Source organism: Enterobacter cloacae complex sp. 394I7, assembly GCF_057320345.1.
Genome location: NZ_JBXWCR010000001.1, coordinates 536,143 through 550,548 on the forward strand (window position 1 = coordinate 536,143; position 14,406 = coordinate 550,548).

Annotated in this window: 13 protein-coding genes; 7 read left to right on the forward strand and 6 right to left on the reverse strand. The window is 53.4% G+C overall.

Features of this window, described 5'->3' with window-relative positions; all coding sequences use genetic code 11:
- Window positions 1–11 precede the first annotated feature (11 nt).
- The 5 genes from AC2FAP_RS02530 to rmf all read left to right on the forward strand — a co-directional run bounded on the left by AC2FAP_RS02530 (window position 12) and on the right by rmf (window position 5,817).
- The gene (locus tag AC2FAP_RS02530; RefSeq protein ID WP_014169423.1) at window positions 12–1,919 is read left to right on the forward strand and encodes an ABC transporter ATP-binding protein; all 1,908 of its coding nucleotides are present in this window, start codon (window positions 12–14) and stop codon (window positions 1,917–1,919) included.
- Window positions 1,920–1,932: 13 nt separating this feature from the next.
- Window positions 1,933–3,186 carry a membrane integrity-associated transporter subunit PqiA gene (gene pqiA, locus AC2FAP_RS02535; RefSeq protein WP_020884797.1) on the forward strand — a complete coding sequence of 418 codons (1,254 nt, stop codon included), beginning with the start codon at window positions 1,933–1,935 and terminating at the stop codon, window positions 3,184–3,186.
- Window positions 3,187–3,190: 4 nt separating this feature from the next.
- The gene (gene pqiB, locus AC2FAP_RS02540) at window positions 3,191–4,831 is read left to right on the forward strand and encodes an intermembrane transport protein PqiB (protein WP_020884796.1); all 1,641 of its coding nucleotides are present in this window, start codon (window positions 3,191–3,193) and stop codon (window positions 4,829–4,831) included.
- The gene (gene pqiC / locus AC2FAP_RS02545; protein WP_025204538.1) at window positions 4,828–5,394 is read left to right on the forward strand and encodes a membrane integrity-associated transporter subunit PqiC; all 567 of its coding nucleotides are present in this window, start codon (window positions 4,828–4,830) and stop codon (window positions 5,392–5,394) included. The genes pqiB and pqiC overlap by 4 nt, the downstream gene beginning before the upstream one ends.
- Before the next feature lie 255 nt (window positions 5,395–5,649).
- Entirely contained in the window at window positions 5,650–5,817 is a 168-nt protein-coding gene (rmf, locus tag AC2FAP_RS02550) for a ribosome modulation factor (protein ID WP_013097261.1), read from the forward strand.
- A gap of 72 nt (window positions 5,818–5,889) precedes the next feature.
- On the opposite strand, the gene fabA is transcribed toward rmf, so the two are convergent.
- Window positions 5,890–6,408: a bifunctional 3-hydroxydecanoyl-ACP dehydratase/trans-2-decenoyl-ACP isomerase gene (gene fabA, locus AC2FAP_RS02555; RefSeq protein WP_014169427.1), complete on the reverse strand. Its 519-nt coding sequence runs from the start codon at window positions 6,406–6,408 to the stop codon at window positions 5,890–5,892.
- Window positions 6,409–6,476: 68 nt separating this feature from the next.
- On the reverse strand, window positions 6,477–8,237 hold the full coding sequence (locus AC2FAP_RS02560; RefSeq protein WP_032681323.1) for an AAA family ATPase: 1,761 nt from the start codon (window positions 8,235–8,237) through the stop codon (window positions 6,477–6,479).
- 186 nt (window positions 8,238–8,423) lie between these two features.
- Here AC2FAP_RS02560 and matP point away from each other — a divergent pair, with 186 nt between their 5' ends.
- On the forward strand, window positions 8,424–8,876 hold the full coding sequence (matP, locus tag AC2FAP_RS02565) for a macrodomain Ter protein MatP (protein ID WP_014169429.1): 453 nt from the start codon (window positions 8,424–8,426) through the stop codon (window positions 8,874–8,876).
- Between the two features lie 69 nt (window positions 8,877–8,945).
- On the opposite strand, the gene ompA is transcribed toward matP, so the two are convergent.
- Both ompA and sulA read right to left on the reverse strand, forming a co-directional pair.
- On the reverse strand, window positions 8,946–10,001 hold the full coding sequence (gene ompA, locus AC2FAP_RS02570; RefSeq protein WP_020884794.1) for a porin OmpA: 1,056 nt from the start codon (window positions 9,999–10,001) through the stop codon (window positions 8,946–8,948).
- A 354-nt stretch (window positions 10,002–10,355) separates the two neighbouring features.
- Window positions 10,356–10,865 (reverse strand): SOS-induced cell division inhibitor SulA, encoded by a 510-nt coding sequence (sulA, locus tag AC2FAP_RS02575; RefSeq protein ID WP_032677816.1) that lies wholly within the window; start codon window positions 10,863–10,865, stop codon window positions 10,356–10,358.
- A gap of 217 nt (window positions 10,866–11,082) precedes the next feature.
- Here sulA and AC2FAP_RS02580 point away from each other — a divergent pair, with 217 nt between their 5' ends.
- Complete coding sequence (locus AC2FAP_RS02580; RefSeq protein ID WP_020884792.1) at window positions 11,083–11,709, forward strand: TfoX/Sxy family DNA transformation protein; 627 nt, start codon at window positions 11,083–11,085, stop codon at window positions 11,707–11,709.
- Here AC2FAP_RS02580 and yccS read toward each other — a convergent pair.
- Together yccS and AC2FAP_RS02590 are read right to left on the reverse strand one after the other, a co-directional pair.
- Window positions 11,666–13,828, reverse strand: a complete 2,163-nt coding sequence (gene yccS / locus AC2FAP_RS02585; RefSeq protein WP_020884791.1) for a YccS family putative transporter — start codon at window positions 13,826–13,828, stop codon at window positions 11,666–11,668. The genes AC2FAP_RS02580 and yccS overlap by 44 nt on opposite strands.
- Before the next feature lie 19 nt (window positions 13,829–13,847).
- Window positions 13,848–14,294, reverse strand: a complete 447-nt coding sequence (locus AC2FAP_RS02590; RefSeq protein WP_025204535.1) for a YccF domain-containing protein — start codon at window positions 14,292–14,294, stop codon at window positions 13,848–13,850.
- Between the last annotated feature and the right edge of the window lie 112 nt (window positions 14,295–14,406).

Here is a 14,406-nt window from a genome sequence, read left to right on the forward strand (position 1 = left end):
AGGAATAATACATGTCTTTAATTAGTATGCACGGCGCGTGGCTCTCTTTCAGCGACTCGCCGCTTCTCGACAATGCAGAACTGCACATCGAGGACAACGAGCGCGTCTGTCTGGTCGGCCGTAACGGCGCGGGTAAATCCACGCTGATGAAAATCCTCAACCGCGAACAGGGCCTGGACGACGGGCGTATTGTTTACGAGCAGGATCTTATCGTCTCTCGCCTGCAGCAGGATCCGCCGCGTCACGTGACCGGCAGCGTTTACGATTTTGTTGCCGAAGGTATCTCTGAGCAGGCCGAATACCTGAAGCGTTATCACGAGATTTCTCACCTGGTGATGACCGACCCGAGCGACAAGAATCTTAACGAACTGGCGAAAGTGCAGGAGATGCTCGATCACCACGGCCTGTGGCAGCTCGAAAACCGCATCAATGAAGTGCTGGCACAGCTCGGACTGGAACCGGACATGGAGCTGTCGGCGCTTTCTGGCGGCTGGCTGCGTAAGGCTGCGCTTGGCCGCGCGCTGGTCAGCGGGCCGAAAGTACTGCTGCTGGATGAACCAACGAACCACCTGGACATCGAAGCGATAGACTGGCTGGAAGGGTTCCTCAAAACCTTCAACGGGACCATTATCTTTATCTCCCACGACCGTTCGTTTATCCGCAATATGGCCACGCGTATTGTCGATCTCGATCGCGGCAAGCTGGTGACCTACCCTGGCGATTACGATACCTATCTGCTGGAGAAAGAAGAAAACCTGCGTGTGGAAGAGTTGCAGAACGCTGAATTCGACCGCAAGCTGGCGCAGGAAGAGGTCTGGATCCGTCAGGGCATCAAAGCCCGTCGTACCCGTAACGAAGGCCGCGTTCGCGCGCTGAAAGCGATGCGTCGTGAACGCAGCGAGCGCCGCGAAGTGATGGGCAGCGCCAGAATGCAGGTTGAAGAGGCTTCCCGTTCCGGCAAAATTGTCTTCGAAATGGAAAACGTCAACTATCAGGTTGATGGCAAAGTGCTGGTGAAAGACTTCTCCGCACAGGTTCAGCGTGGGGATAAAATCGCGCTGATCGGGCCGAATGGCTGTGGTAAAACCACGCTGTTGAAGCTGATGCTGGATCAGCTGAAGCCTGACAGCGGCCGCATTCACTGCGGTACTAAGCTCGAAGTGGCTTACTTCGACCAGCACCGTGCGGAGCTGGATCCGGACAGAACGGTGATGGATAACCTGGCGGAAGGTAAACAAGAGGTGATGGTTAACGGTAAGCCGCGTCATGTGCTGGGCTACCTGCAGGACTTCCTGTTCCATCCGAAACGCGCGCTGACGCCGGTACGCGCGTTGTCAGGCGGTGAGCGAAATCGTCTGCTGCTGGCACGTCTGTTCCTGAAGCCAAGTAACCTGCTGATCCTCGATGAACCAACAAACGACCTGGACGTGGAAACGCTCGAACTGCTGGAAGAGCTGATCGACGGCTATCAGGGAACCGTGATGCTGGTAAGCCACGACCGTCAGTTCGTCGATAACACCGTGACCGAGTGCTGGATCTTCGAAGGTGAAGGGCGAATCGGACAGTATGTGGGCGGCTATCACGATGCGAAAGGACAGCAGTCGCAGTCTCAGGCGCTAAAACAGGCTAAATCCAGAACCAGTTCCGAACCTGCTGTAACAAAAGCAGAAACTGTCAAGAAAACCTCGGTTAAACTAAGCTATAACCTGCAGCGCGAACTGGAAGGACTCCCTCAGCGTCTTGAAGAGCTGGAAGCCGCACTTGAAGATCTGCAGGCGCAGGTCGCTGATGCGTCATTCTTTACCCAATCGCATGACTATACTCAAAAAGTACTGGCAGAACTGTCCGCGGCTGAAAAAGCCCTGGAAGAAGCATTTGAGCGCTGGGAGTACCTTGAGTCTCTGAAGAACGGCGCATAAACAGGGATACAATATGTGTGACCAGCACCATGCCGACAGGCATATATTATGCTCTCAATGCGATATGCTCGTGGCGTTGCCAGAGCTTGGTCACGGACATAAAGCCCTGTGTCCCCGTTGCGGTACGACGTTGACAACCGAGTGGGACGCACCAAGGCAGCGTCCCACTGCTTATGCGCTGGCGGCGTTGTTCATGCTGCTGCTTTCCAATCTCTTCCCCTTCATTTATATGAAGGTGGGAGGGATGACCAGCCAGGTCGATTTGCTTGAAATTCCGGGGGTTATGTTCTCGGAAGACTATGCCAGCCTCGGCACCTTTTTCCTCCTGTTCGTACAGATCGTCCCGGCTTTTTGTCTGGTCGTCATTCTGTTGCTGGTGAACCGCGTCGCGATGCCCCTCGCGCTTAAAATCTGGCTCGCGCGTATCCTGTTCCAGTTAAAAAGCTGGGGTATGGCCGAAATCTTTCTGGCAGGTATCCTGGTCAGTTTCGTCAAACTGATGGCGTATGGCGATGTGGGTATCGGCAGCAGCTTTGTACCCTGGTGTCTGTATTGCGTGCTGCAACTGCGCGCCTTCCAGTGTGTGGACAGACGTTGGGCGTGGGACGATATCGCGCCGGCACCGACGCTGGTGCAGACGGTAAAGGTGGGGGTGCCAGGCATTCGTCAGGGGCTTCGTTCTTGCCCATGCTGCACCGCTGTGCTGCCAGCCGATCTGGATGTGTGCCCGCGCTGCGAAACAAAAGGATACGTGCGACGTAAAAATAGCCTGCAGTGGACAATGGCGCTGCTGGTGACTTCCATCATGTTGTACCTGCCGGCCAATATCCTGCCGATTATGATCACCGATTTGCTCGGTGACAAAATGCCCTCGACAATCCTTGCCGGGGTAATACTGCTGTGGGGTGAAGGCTCCTATCCCGTTGCGGGGGTGATCTTTATTGCCAGTATTATGGTACCCACGTTAAAAATGATCGCCATTGCCTGGCTCTGCTGGGATGCGAAAGGCCATGGCAAACGCGACAGCGAACGCATGCACCTGATTTATGAAGTCGTCGAGTTTGTTGGACGCTGGTCAATGATTGATGTGTTTGTTATTGCCGTTCTCTCTGCACTGGTGCGGATGGGCGGATTGATGAGTATTTATCCCGCGATGGGGGCATTAATGTTTGCGCTGGTCGTTATTATGACCATGTTCGCGGCCATGACCTTCGACCCTCGTTTATCGTGGGATCGTGAGCCTGAATCAAGCCATGAGGAACAGTAAGAGCATGGAAAATAAGAGTGGAGAGGCGAAAGTGCAGAAGGTCAAAAACTGGTCGCCGGTGTGGATTTTCCCCATCGTGACCGCGCTGATCGGTGCATGGATCCTGTTTTATCATTACAGCCATCAGGGACCGGAAGTGACGCTCATCACCACCAATGCCGAGGGGATTGAGGGCGGTAAAACGACCATCAAAAGCCGTAGCGTCGATGTGGGCGTGGTTGAAAGCGCAACCCTGACCGACGATTTAACCCATGTGGAAATCAAGGCACGCCTGAACGCGGGCATGGAAAAACTGCTGCACGGTGATTCTGCTTTCTGGGTGGTCAAGCCGCAGGTAGGACGTGAAGGGATCAGCGGCTTAGGTACGCTGCTCTCCGGTGCCTACATTGAACTGCAGCCGGGTAAAAAAGGAAGCCAGCCGGCGCAATACCAGCTGCTTGACTCGCCACCGCTTGCGCCGCCAGATGCGAAAGGCATCCGCGTGATCCTGGACAGTAAAAAAGCGGGCCAGTTAACGGCGGGCGATCCCGTGCTGTTCCGCGGTTATCGCGTGGGATCGGTTGAAACAAGTACCTTTGATCCGCAAAAGCGCACCATCAGCTATCAGCTGTTCATCAATGCGCCAAACGATCGGCTGGTCACCAGCAACGTCCGTTTCTGGAAGGACAGCGGGATCGCGGTTGATCTAACGTCAGCGGGAATGCGCGTTGAGATGGGCTCCCTGACCACGCTGTTTGGTGGCGGTGTAAGCTTTGATGTGCCGGAAGGGCAAGATTTGGGACAGCCGGTTGCAGAGAAAACGGCGTTCAGGCTCTTTGACGATCAACGCAGCATTCAGGACGCACTCTATACCGATCACATCGACTTCCTGATGTTCTTTAAAGATTCCGTCCGTGGCCTTCAGCCGGGCGCGCCTGTCGAATTCCGCGGCATTCGCCTGGGTACGGTGGGGCAAGTTCCGTTCTTTGTACCGGGTCTGCAGCAGGTACTGGATGACGATTACCGCATTCCGGTGCTGATTCGCATTGAGCCGGAACGTCTGCTCAACCAGATTGGTGAGAATCAGGATATTGGTACGCATATTACCGAACTGATGAACCGGGGTCTGCGTGGGTCGCTGAAGACGGGCAACCTGGTGACCGGTGCGCTGTATGTGGATATGGACTTCTATCCAAAAGCCCCGCCGATTACCGGTATCCGGGAGTTCGGTGGTTATAAGATCATCCCGACGGTGAGCAGCGGCCTGGCACAGATCCAGCAGCGTCTGATGGAGACACTGGATAAGATTAACAATCTGCCACTGAATCCGATGATTGAAGCCGCGACCAGTTCGCTCAGCGAAAGTCAGGCAACAATGCGTCGCCTGCAAACCACGCTGGATAACATCAACAAGATCACCGCAAGCCAGAGCATGCAGCAGCTGCCGCAGGATATGCAGAAAACGCTGCGTGAGCTTAACCGCAGTATGCAGGGCTTCCAGCCTGGCTCGGCGGCGTACAACAAGATGGTGGCAGATATGCAACGTCTTGATCAGGTCTTGCGTGAACTGCAGCCGGTTCTGAAAACGCTCAATGAGAAGAGCAACGCGCTGGTGTTCGAAGCGAAAGATAAAAAGGATCCTGAGCCTAAGAGGGCAAAAGAATGAATAAATGGCTATTAATGGTTGGCGCTCTGCTGTTAACGGCGTGCAGTTCAGGCGTGGAGAACAAGAGCTACTATCAGTTGCCTCTTGCAGCGCAAAACGGGGTACAAAGTACCGCCAGTCAGGGAAACCGTCTGCTGTGGGTTGAGCAGGTTGCCGTGCCGGATTATCTGGCAGGCAACGGCGTGGTCTACCAGACCAGCGACGTAAAATACGTGATTGCGACAAACAACCTGTGGGCCAGCCCGCTGGATCAGCAGCTGCGCAACACGCTGGTGGCCAATCTGGGCAGCCAGCTTCCGGGTTGGGTTGTCGCGTCGCAGCCGCTGGGTAACGACCAGGATACGCTGAACGTCACGGTTACGGGTTTCCATGGCCGTTATGACGGTGCGGTGGTGATTAGCGGAGAGTGGTTGCTGAACCATCAGGGCCAGATGATTAAGCGTCCTTTCCATCTTGAGCTGAAACAGCAGAAAGATGGCTACGATGAAATGGTGAAAGTGCTGGCCCAGGGGTGGGCGCAAGAGTCGGCCAGCATCGCCAGGGAGATTTCCCGGCTGCCATAAGTAAAATTCATCGGTAAAAACCGCAGTCGGCCTGTTGCTGATTGCGGTTTTTTTTCAGTTTCACTTCAGACCGTTACTTGTGCCGGGTCACAATTTTTGTACAAATGATCTTCCAGGTAGCTCACAAATATGACACCCGTATGAATTTTGAACATTGACGCTGCGACTAATTCGGGGTATTCGTTATCTGTGCCTGCGCAAGTTTGTGCAGACACTGTTTTCTTTCCACCAGACAAAGAATGAGGGAAACGAGGCATGAAGAGACAGAAACGAGATCGCCTGGAACGGGCTCATCAACGTGGTTATCAGGCCGGCATCGCTGGACGATCTAAAGAAATGTGTCCTTATCAGACGATAAATCAAAGGTCACAATGGCTTGGAGGCTGGCGAGAAGCCATCGGCGACAGGGCACTCATAGCCTGATAACGTCTCTTTCAAAAAAAGAAACCTCCGCACTGCGGAGGTTTCGCCTTTATGGGGTCGCTCAACGCGAAATCAGAACGCGGAAGTGTCCTGGAACAGACCCACTTTCAGGTCGTTTGCGGTATAAATCTGACGACCATCTACCAGCACTTCGCCATCTGCCAGGCCCATAATCAGGCGGCGGTTAACGATGCGTTTGAAGTGAATACGATAGGTCACTTTCTTCGCAGTAGGCAGAACCTGTCCGGTGAATTTCACTTCGCCAACACCCAGCGCACGGCCTTTACCTTCACCACCCAGCCAGCCCAGATAGAAGCCAACCAGCTGCCACATTGCATCCAGACCCAGACACCCAGGCATTACCGGATCGCCAATAAAGTGGCAACCGAAGAACCACAGGTCCGGATTGATATCGAGTTCTGCTTCTACGTAACCCTTATCGAAGTTGCCGCCGGTTTCGGTCATTTTCACGACACGGTCCATCATCAGCATGTTCGGGGCCGGTAACTGTGGGCCGTTAGCGCCAAACAGTTCACCGCGACCAGAGGCAAGAAGGTCTTCTTTTGTATAGGATTCGCGTTTATCTACCATGTTCTCAGTAAGCCTTATTTTAGTGAAGGACGCAGGATAGCTAACACGTGTACGCTGAACAAGTCCGATCAGTTTGAACTAAACCAGCCTAACCAGCGTAACGGCCAGGGATAACGATGACGAGCATCCTGCTGCGTCGCCTGAGCAATGCGCTCCTGGATAGTCTGCATCAGGGTTGTTTGCCCTTCGCCGTCCCATACCAGGTTTGTCAGTAAGGGTAGTGCATCATCAATGCCTTCGATGGCCCAGATGGTGAATTGTTCCTGTTCCACGGCATCCAGAATGTCCTGGCTGAGGCTCAAATGGCGCGCGTTAGGGGCAGGAATAATCACCCCCTGTTTGCCGTTTAACCCACGCTGCTGACAAATCGAGAAGAAGCCTTCAATCTTTTCGTTCAGACCACCCACTGGCTGCGCACGACCAAACTGATCGACCGAGCCGGTGATCGCGATGTTCTGATTAACTGGCACTTCTGCCAGGGCGCTGATTAAGGCGCACAGCTCAGCCATAGAGGCGCTATCACCGTCGACTTCACTGTATGATTGCTCAAACGTCAGCGAGGCGGAGAAGGGGATTTGCTGCTCAAGCTGCAGCTCTGACATCAGGAACGCCTGCATGATCATCATGCCTTTAGCGTGAATGTTGCCGCCCAACTCGGCTTTGCGTTCGATATCAGTGAACTCACCGTCACCGACATGCACAACGCAGCTGATGCGGGAAGGCTCCCCGAAAGCGCGCGGGTGGCCGGGGAATTCAATCACCGACAAGGCATTGATCTGCCCGATACGTTCGCCTTCGGTCTCAACCAGAATTTGTTCCAGCAGAATTTCATCCTGCATACGGTCAGCAAGATAGCCTTCACGCCACTCACGCTGCGCCAGCATCTGGGTAAGCTGCTCACCGGTGAATGCGCCGTTACCGCTGACGACACCCACTTCACGTAACTGCTTGCCGATCCAGAGCGGGCAGAGCGGCAGCGTCTCCTGGTCACCGGTGTAGCGAACCGCTTCGCGGATCAAACCAGGCCAGGCGTCGGCGGCCGGCGTTGGCAGTGCGAAACGTTCCGCAACGCTCAACACCCACTGGCACCACTGTGCCATATCATCGGCATCGGTAATCTGGATGTTATCTTCGTATTCGCTGTAGACCGCCTGCTCAGCCAGTTCGGGCTCCATCTCCTGGAAGTCAGCCAGCGATTCACGATCACCCGTCAGCACCACGGTCAGCGACAGCGGCATTGAAGGAACTGAGACAGGCAGGGGACGAGACTCGTCGTAGCCAACCCAGTCAAAACGCTGCTGATTAACCACCGTTTTCAGGCGCATCCACAGCAGAGGTTGTGAGAGAAGGGTGCGCAACGAGATGATCAATACGCCGCCATTCGCGCGGTGCACCAGCCCAGGTTGCAGCGAGAGCTCACCGTTAAACTGGCGCAGACAACCAAAGAGTTGTTCAGCCTCGACCCAGTTAGCGGTAATCACTTCACCCCTGGCAGCAAAGCGATCGTCGGGCTGCTCTGCCGGTTCGAATGTGACATCATGTCCCGCGATACGATATTGGCCGCCAAAGACGGCGTTCGCTTGCGGTCGCAACTGGCGCATGGCATCACCCAGAAGCGTCAGATATTCCGCTTCTTCCGGGGCCTTGAGCATCATGAAGGGTGATGTTGCCCAGGGGCTTAACACCTGCTCCAGCGCATAATGCAAACGGGGTTGCGTATCGCTAAGGATGAATTCGTGTTCTTTTGCGAGATCGGGTCGTGCAAACAGTTCCTGATAGCTCTCGGTATCCGGAACGAGGTCACGCCATGCAAGTTTCGTAATGGTCAAAGTTGATGTTTTTTAGTTAGATGTAAAAGCGTGGAGTATACCGTAAGCGGGGGGCTCTACCCAAGAAGGATTGGGCATTTCGGCAGGGTGATTGGCTGCATTCACTCACAGGATATGATTTCTTTTCAGCAGATTGCCAAAAAACTGATATTCTGAACAGAGTTACGTGGTAACACTGAGATCGCAATGAAATATCAACAACTGGAAAATCTCGAAAGCGGCTGGAAATGGAAGTACCTGGTCAAAAAGCACCGTGAAGGGGAGCTGATCACCTGCTACATCGAAGCCAGCGCAGCGCAAGAAGCCGTGGATATTTTGCTGACCCTCGAAAATGAACCGGTACAGGTTAACGGCTGGATTGAGAAACACATTAATCCTGCGTTGTTAAACCGGATGAAGCAAACTATTCGTGCGCGTCGCAAGCGGCATTTTAATGCGGAGCATCAGCACACTCGCAAAAAATCCATCGACCTGGAGTTTATGGTCTGGCAACGTCTGGCAGGGCTTGCGCAACGGCGTGGGAAAACGCTGTCAGAAACGATAGTGCAGTTGATTGAAGATGCCGAGCATAAAGAGAAGTACGCCAACCAGATGTCGACGCTGAAGAATGATCTTCAGGCTCTGTTGGGTAAGAAATAGATTTTTGTTTTCTTCAGATTCAGATAATAAAAAACCCCGCAATGCGGGGTTTTTTTATAAGACGATAACTTATGCCGCTGGCTGAGTTACAACGTCTTTGATGCCTTTAACTTCGATCTCTACGCGACGATCTGGAGCCAGGCAGTCGATCAGTGCAGCGCGAGCTTTAACGTTGTCACAGGTGTTGCCAGTAACTGGGTTAGCTTCGCCCATACCACGTGGGGAGATCTTGTTAGCTGGGATACCTTTAGAGATCAGGTAATCAACAACAGACTGAGCACGTTTCTCAGACAGTTTCTGGTTGTAAGCGTCAGAACCGATACGGTCGGTGAAGCCCAGAACCACTACAGAACCGTCTTTAGGATCCAGGTTGCTCAGCTGGGTGTACAGCTGATCCAGTGCCTGCTGACCTTCTGGTTTCAGGGTAGCTTTGTTGAAGTTGAACAGAACGTCAGACTTCAGAGTGAAGTGCTTGGTCTGTACTTCTGGAGCTGGAGCCGGCGCTGGAGCAACGATTGGCGCTGCATCTTCCTGCTGGCCGAAACGGTAGGAAACACCTACGCTCAGCATGCCGTTGTCCGGACGAACACCAACGGTGTTGCCGTCGCCGATGTTGTTAACCCACTGGTATTCCAGACGGGTAGCGATATCACGGGTCATAGCCCACTCAACGCCACCAGCGAATACTGGGGAAACACCGGTGTCATGGTCGTCGCCAGCGATGCTGTTGCTGGAGTCAGCGCGCCATACCATGCCGCCCAGACGAGTGTACACGTCCAGATCGTCAGTTACTGGGTAACCCAGTTTAGCGGTCAGCTGTACGCCCTGAGCTTTAAAAGCGCCGTTTACGTTGTCGCCTTTGTATGGCATACGACCTAACCAGTCGTAACCCATTTCAAAACCAACATACGGGTTAACCTGATAGCCACCGAACGCACCTGCACCAAGCTGGCTCTCGTGAGTAGGGCCATCGTTGTTCAGGCTGCTGTTGTACCAGCCGGTGTCATGGAACTGAGACCAGCCCAGTTTACCACCTGCATACCAGGTATTATCTTTCGGAGCGGCCTGCGCTACGGTAGCGAAGCCAGCCAGTGCCACTGCAATCGCGATAGCTGTCTTTTTCATTTTTTGCGCCTCGTTATCATCCAAAATTCGCCATGAAGGTCTCAATAGAGATTCACGGTTAAATCCTTCACCGGGGGGCGTGGTCAAATATAAATCTACCGATATCTTCGGCTTAGGCCGAGCACCCCTGGCGATGTAAAGTCTACAACGTAGCTGAAAACTTACAAGTGTGAAGTCCGTCAGGCATATGAAAAAAAAAGTTCCGTATACCGATTATTTAACATTTTTCGAACGAGTTTTGTGCAATAAAATTAAGGAGAACCGCACCAGACAAGCCTTGCCGCAGTTTTGGCGCCTGGAACTAAAATCGCATCTTGTGGTCAAAAAAAATTCCAGGAATAATCTTAATTTTCCTCAATGATACAAATTTGAGTGAATTTTTAGGCCAGAAAGTTGTCCTCTGCGATAAGAATCTGGTCGAACCGGACGCATGATCAACCCGATCGCACTACCTTCTTCAGCCGCTTCCGTCAGTCGAAAATGTTCCTCATCGGTCAATTCGTCTGATAACCATCCAATCACCACGCTGTAATTCCCCGTACGTAACGCCCGGATCATCGATTCCACAGTATCGCAGGGAGAGAGTTGGTTAATTTGCATGACCTTTGTCAGCGGCAGGCCCGCGGACTGCACCCATTCACGGCTCAGTTTTTGTTGAGGCGTCAGCCAAAGCTGCCAGCGCGACTGCTGACCAAGCTGTTGTAATAACGGCAATAGCAGAAGTTGAGTGAGCAGGGGCTGGTCTTCACGATAAACCACTTCACTGATAAGCCCTGTCGAAACACGCCCGGTGGAATTCTGCGTGACATTGCCAGCGGAAGAAGAGAGAGAGGTTGAGCGATTTGCATAGCCTGAAGTGTACATATTCATTCCAGCCCTGTAGTTACTGTATGGATATACAGTAACCCCTGTATGCATAAAGATCAACCTCATTTTCGGAAAGCGACTCGCAAAATTCATTCATTATTGATGCGCCTGGAAAAATCATCTTGCTCAACGACGATAAGTTGCCTATTTTCCTGCTAACGGATCCGCTAGTAAGAAATTTCGTTGTTACTTTATGATTTTGAAGGGAAATATCATGAAAAAGATATCTTATGAACGGATTTATAAATCCCAGGAATACCTTTCACCCTTAGGTGAAATCCACCATCGTGCGCTGTTCGGGGGGTATACCCTGGCCGTAGATGATGCCGTCTTCGCTATGGTCTCCGACGGGGAACTGTATCTCCGGGCCTGTGAGGAAAGTGCAAAATACTGTGTAAAAAATGCCTCGTCATTCTTAACCCTCATGAAGCGGGGTCGTCCGGTGCTGCTCAATTATTATCGTGTCGATGACGGACTGTGGCAGGACAGAGAACGGCTGCTTCAGCTCTCCTCGTTCGCGCTCAATGCGGCACGAAAAGAGCGTTCGCAGCGTGATCGGCGAAACCGCCTCAAGGACTTGCCCAATCTCACCTTTCAGCTTGAAGTGCTGCTCTTTGAAGCCGGAATCACTGATGAAGAGACGCTGCGGGAGCTGGGTGCCCGTGCGAGCTGGCTGAAGATGCGGGCGAAGAATAAAGCGCTCAGCATTAAAGTGCTCTTCGCACTGGAAGGGGCCATCGCCGGACTTCATGAAGCGGCACTCCCGGCGGGAATTCGCCGGGAGTTAACGGAGTGGTTTAATGCGCTGCCTGAGCCACAGGAGAATCACTCCTCCAGGTAGCGATCTGCAATTGCAGTCGGCAAATTTCTGGCAGCAGAGCGATAAGGAGGCCAATCTGCTGAAGAACCAGCGGTGCTTTGCTGTCGCTTCCCGGGTCAATATGCGTAATACGCTGAGCCAGTTCATCCAGCGCGTGTTGAACGCGAGGCTCATCGGCTGGTCGGTGATGAAGCGCGTCATCGACATAGCATACGGCATCATCCAGCAGGGCGAGGATGGCCGGGTGAGTCAATTTCTCACGGTGGGCACCCAGCGTCGAAATATAGCTGGTGAAGGTATGGTTCAGGCAGAGCAGGCGGAAAGCCGTTTCCCGAATTTCTGCCGTGGCGCGAGGCTCCGTGGACATGTTAGAGACCACCGAAGCCAGTTCAGCATCACAGTTATGCGCATCGCGGCGTGCGATACGATAAGCCAGACGGTTATCGCGACCCTGATGATACTGCTCAAGGATGGCATCAAGGTATCGACAGTTCGCGTTCATCGCCCTGTCTACCACACGCGGTAAATTACGGAACCGCCAGTCCGGCCAGATAAAACTGACCGCCGCCCAGGCGATAGCGCAGCCAATCAGCGTATCTATCACGCGGGGCAGGGCCACTTCAAATCCTTCACCCAGCAGGTTAAAGCAGAGTAGCACCAGCAACGTGATGAACATTGTGGCATGCGCATACTGCACATTACGAAAGGCGAAGAACAACACACCGGTAATAACGATCAGGATCAGCTGGCCTTCGACAGAGGGCACGAAATAGAGCACCGGCAGCCCAATAGCGACGCCCACCAGCGTACCAATAATACGTAGCGCAAGGCGGTGGCGGGTGGCGTTATAGTTTGGCTGGCAAACAAACAGGCTGGTCAGCAGGATCCAGTAACCGTGATGTAACCCGGTTATCTGAATGATGGCATAACCCACGCACAGCACCAGTGACATCCTCACCGCATGGCGAAACAGTGCCGATTCCGGCGTAAAGTTGCGGCTCAGTCGCAGCCACATATCGCTGAAGCTATGCACGCTGTCATCAGCAAGCTGATTCTCCACATCTTTATCGGGGAGCGCCATCGCCTGCTCGGATTCAATGGTAGCCAGCTGAGCATCTATCGCCCGCAGGTTATTCAGCAAAAATCCCAGTGCTTTAATATGTTCCGGCGATGTTCCACTGGCCTGAACGCGATCGAGCGCCGCATCAAGATGGCTAAATACGCGTTCGAAGCGCGGGTCATGTTGATAGGGCGTACGCAGCAAAATGGAGCGTGCCAGCTGCTGGCATGCCTGAGACTGCATCGACAGCAGGCGCTGGAAGCGGAACATCACGTCGCTGTAGCGGAACTTCTCGCGCAGGGCAGCATACTGAACGTGCGAGGAGCTGGCACGCTCATGTATATCCTGCGCCGCGAAATAGTAGTGCAAGGTTCTTCGCGTTCCGCGCTGACCGCGATCGCCCCGCAGACGGGTAAGCAGTGAGGCTTTCGTCTGGTTAAGTGTGGCGACCAGTTGACCGTTGGCCAGAGCCAAATCGTAAAGCGGAGACTGGCTCTCCTCCTCGATATCCGGATCGAAGAGCCGGGATTTTAGCTCAAGATAGTGGGCCAGTTGCTCAAAGCTGCGGGCAAGGTTGTCCTGAAGAGGGCGAACCGGAAAAATAAGATGCCCGGTTAACGTCAGCAGGTTATACCAGATGGCCCCCAGCAACAGCAGTATGGGTTGCTGGTACCATTGATCGTAAAGGGAAACACCCAGCATGGTGTAAATGGCGATCAGCAGGGCACCAAAGGCGATAGTGGCATAGCGCTGCCCAAGGCCGCCAAGCAAAATAAACCCGCTGGTAGAGAGCGTAAGGCCAATGGCAAACAGCCAGGGCCAGGGGAAGAGCAGCTCCACGGAGGCTGACGCGATAAAAAAACAGACCAGCGTAATCACAAGATTACGCAGGCGCCCGGCAAGGCGATCGTCCAGATCCGCCAGCGCCCCCGCAACCACTCCCAGCGTGAGCGGGATGGTGAGTTTTACGTCATTCAGCCACCACGGCAGGGCAACCGTGCCGCAAAGTGCGATAAATATTCTGACGTTATAAAGCCAGATGCTGTTCCAGGTATAACGGCGAAGCAGTGGGCTTAGCATAAGCACGGCCAGTCCTTATTTACTGAAAACGACGACGCGCGTTTGCTTCACGTGCCGCCTGTGCCACTTCTACCGGAACGACCCTGCGCCCGACTGGCCAAAGCGCGATGGCGGCAATCTTAAAGTTCGCGATCCCCACCGGAATACCAATAATGGATATGCACTGGGCAATACCGGCAAAGATATGCATCACACACAGCCACCAGCCGAAGAAAACCAGCCACAGAATATTGAGAACCGTACCTCCCGTGTTCAGCAGTGCGTTTTTGCTCTCCGGGTTCAGTTCGTCAACGTGGACGGCTTCATTCCCGTACGGGATGAAAGAGAGTTTGGTGATTTCCCAGCAGGAGCGGGTCAGGGGGAGCGTAAAAATAAGGACGATACTCACCAGCGTGGCAAAAAGCCAGGCAAGAGTGGTGGCAAAACCGCCTAACACAAAATTCAAAACATTCAGAACAGTACGCATAAACCCTCAGTTCCTTTCGATATGATTAACGCCCAGTGATTGTAACGTTTTTTTAGGCTGGAGCACCTTAAAACTGGCAGTTAAACTGTCAGGTAAATTATCTCTTCGTGGA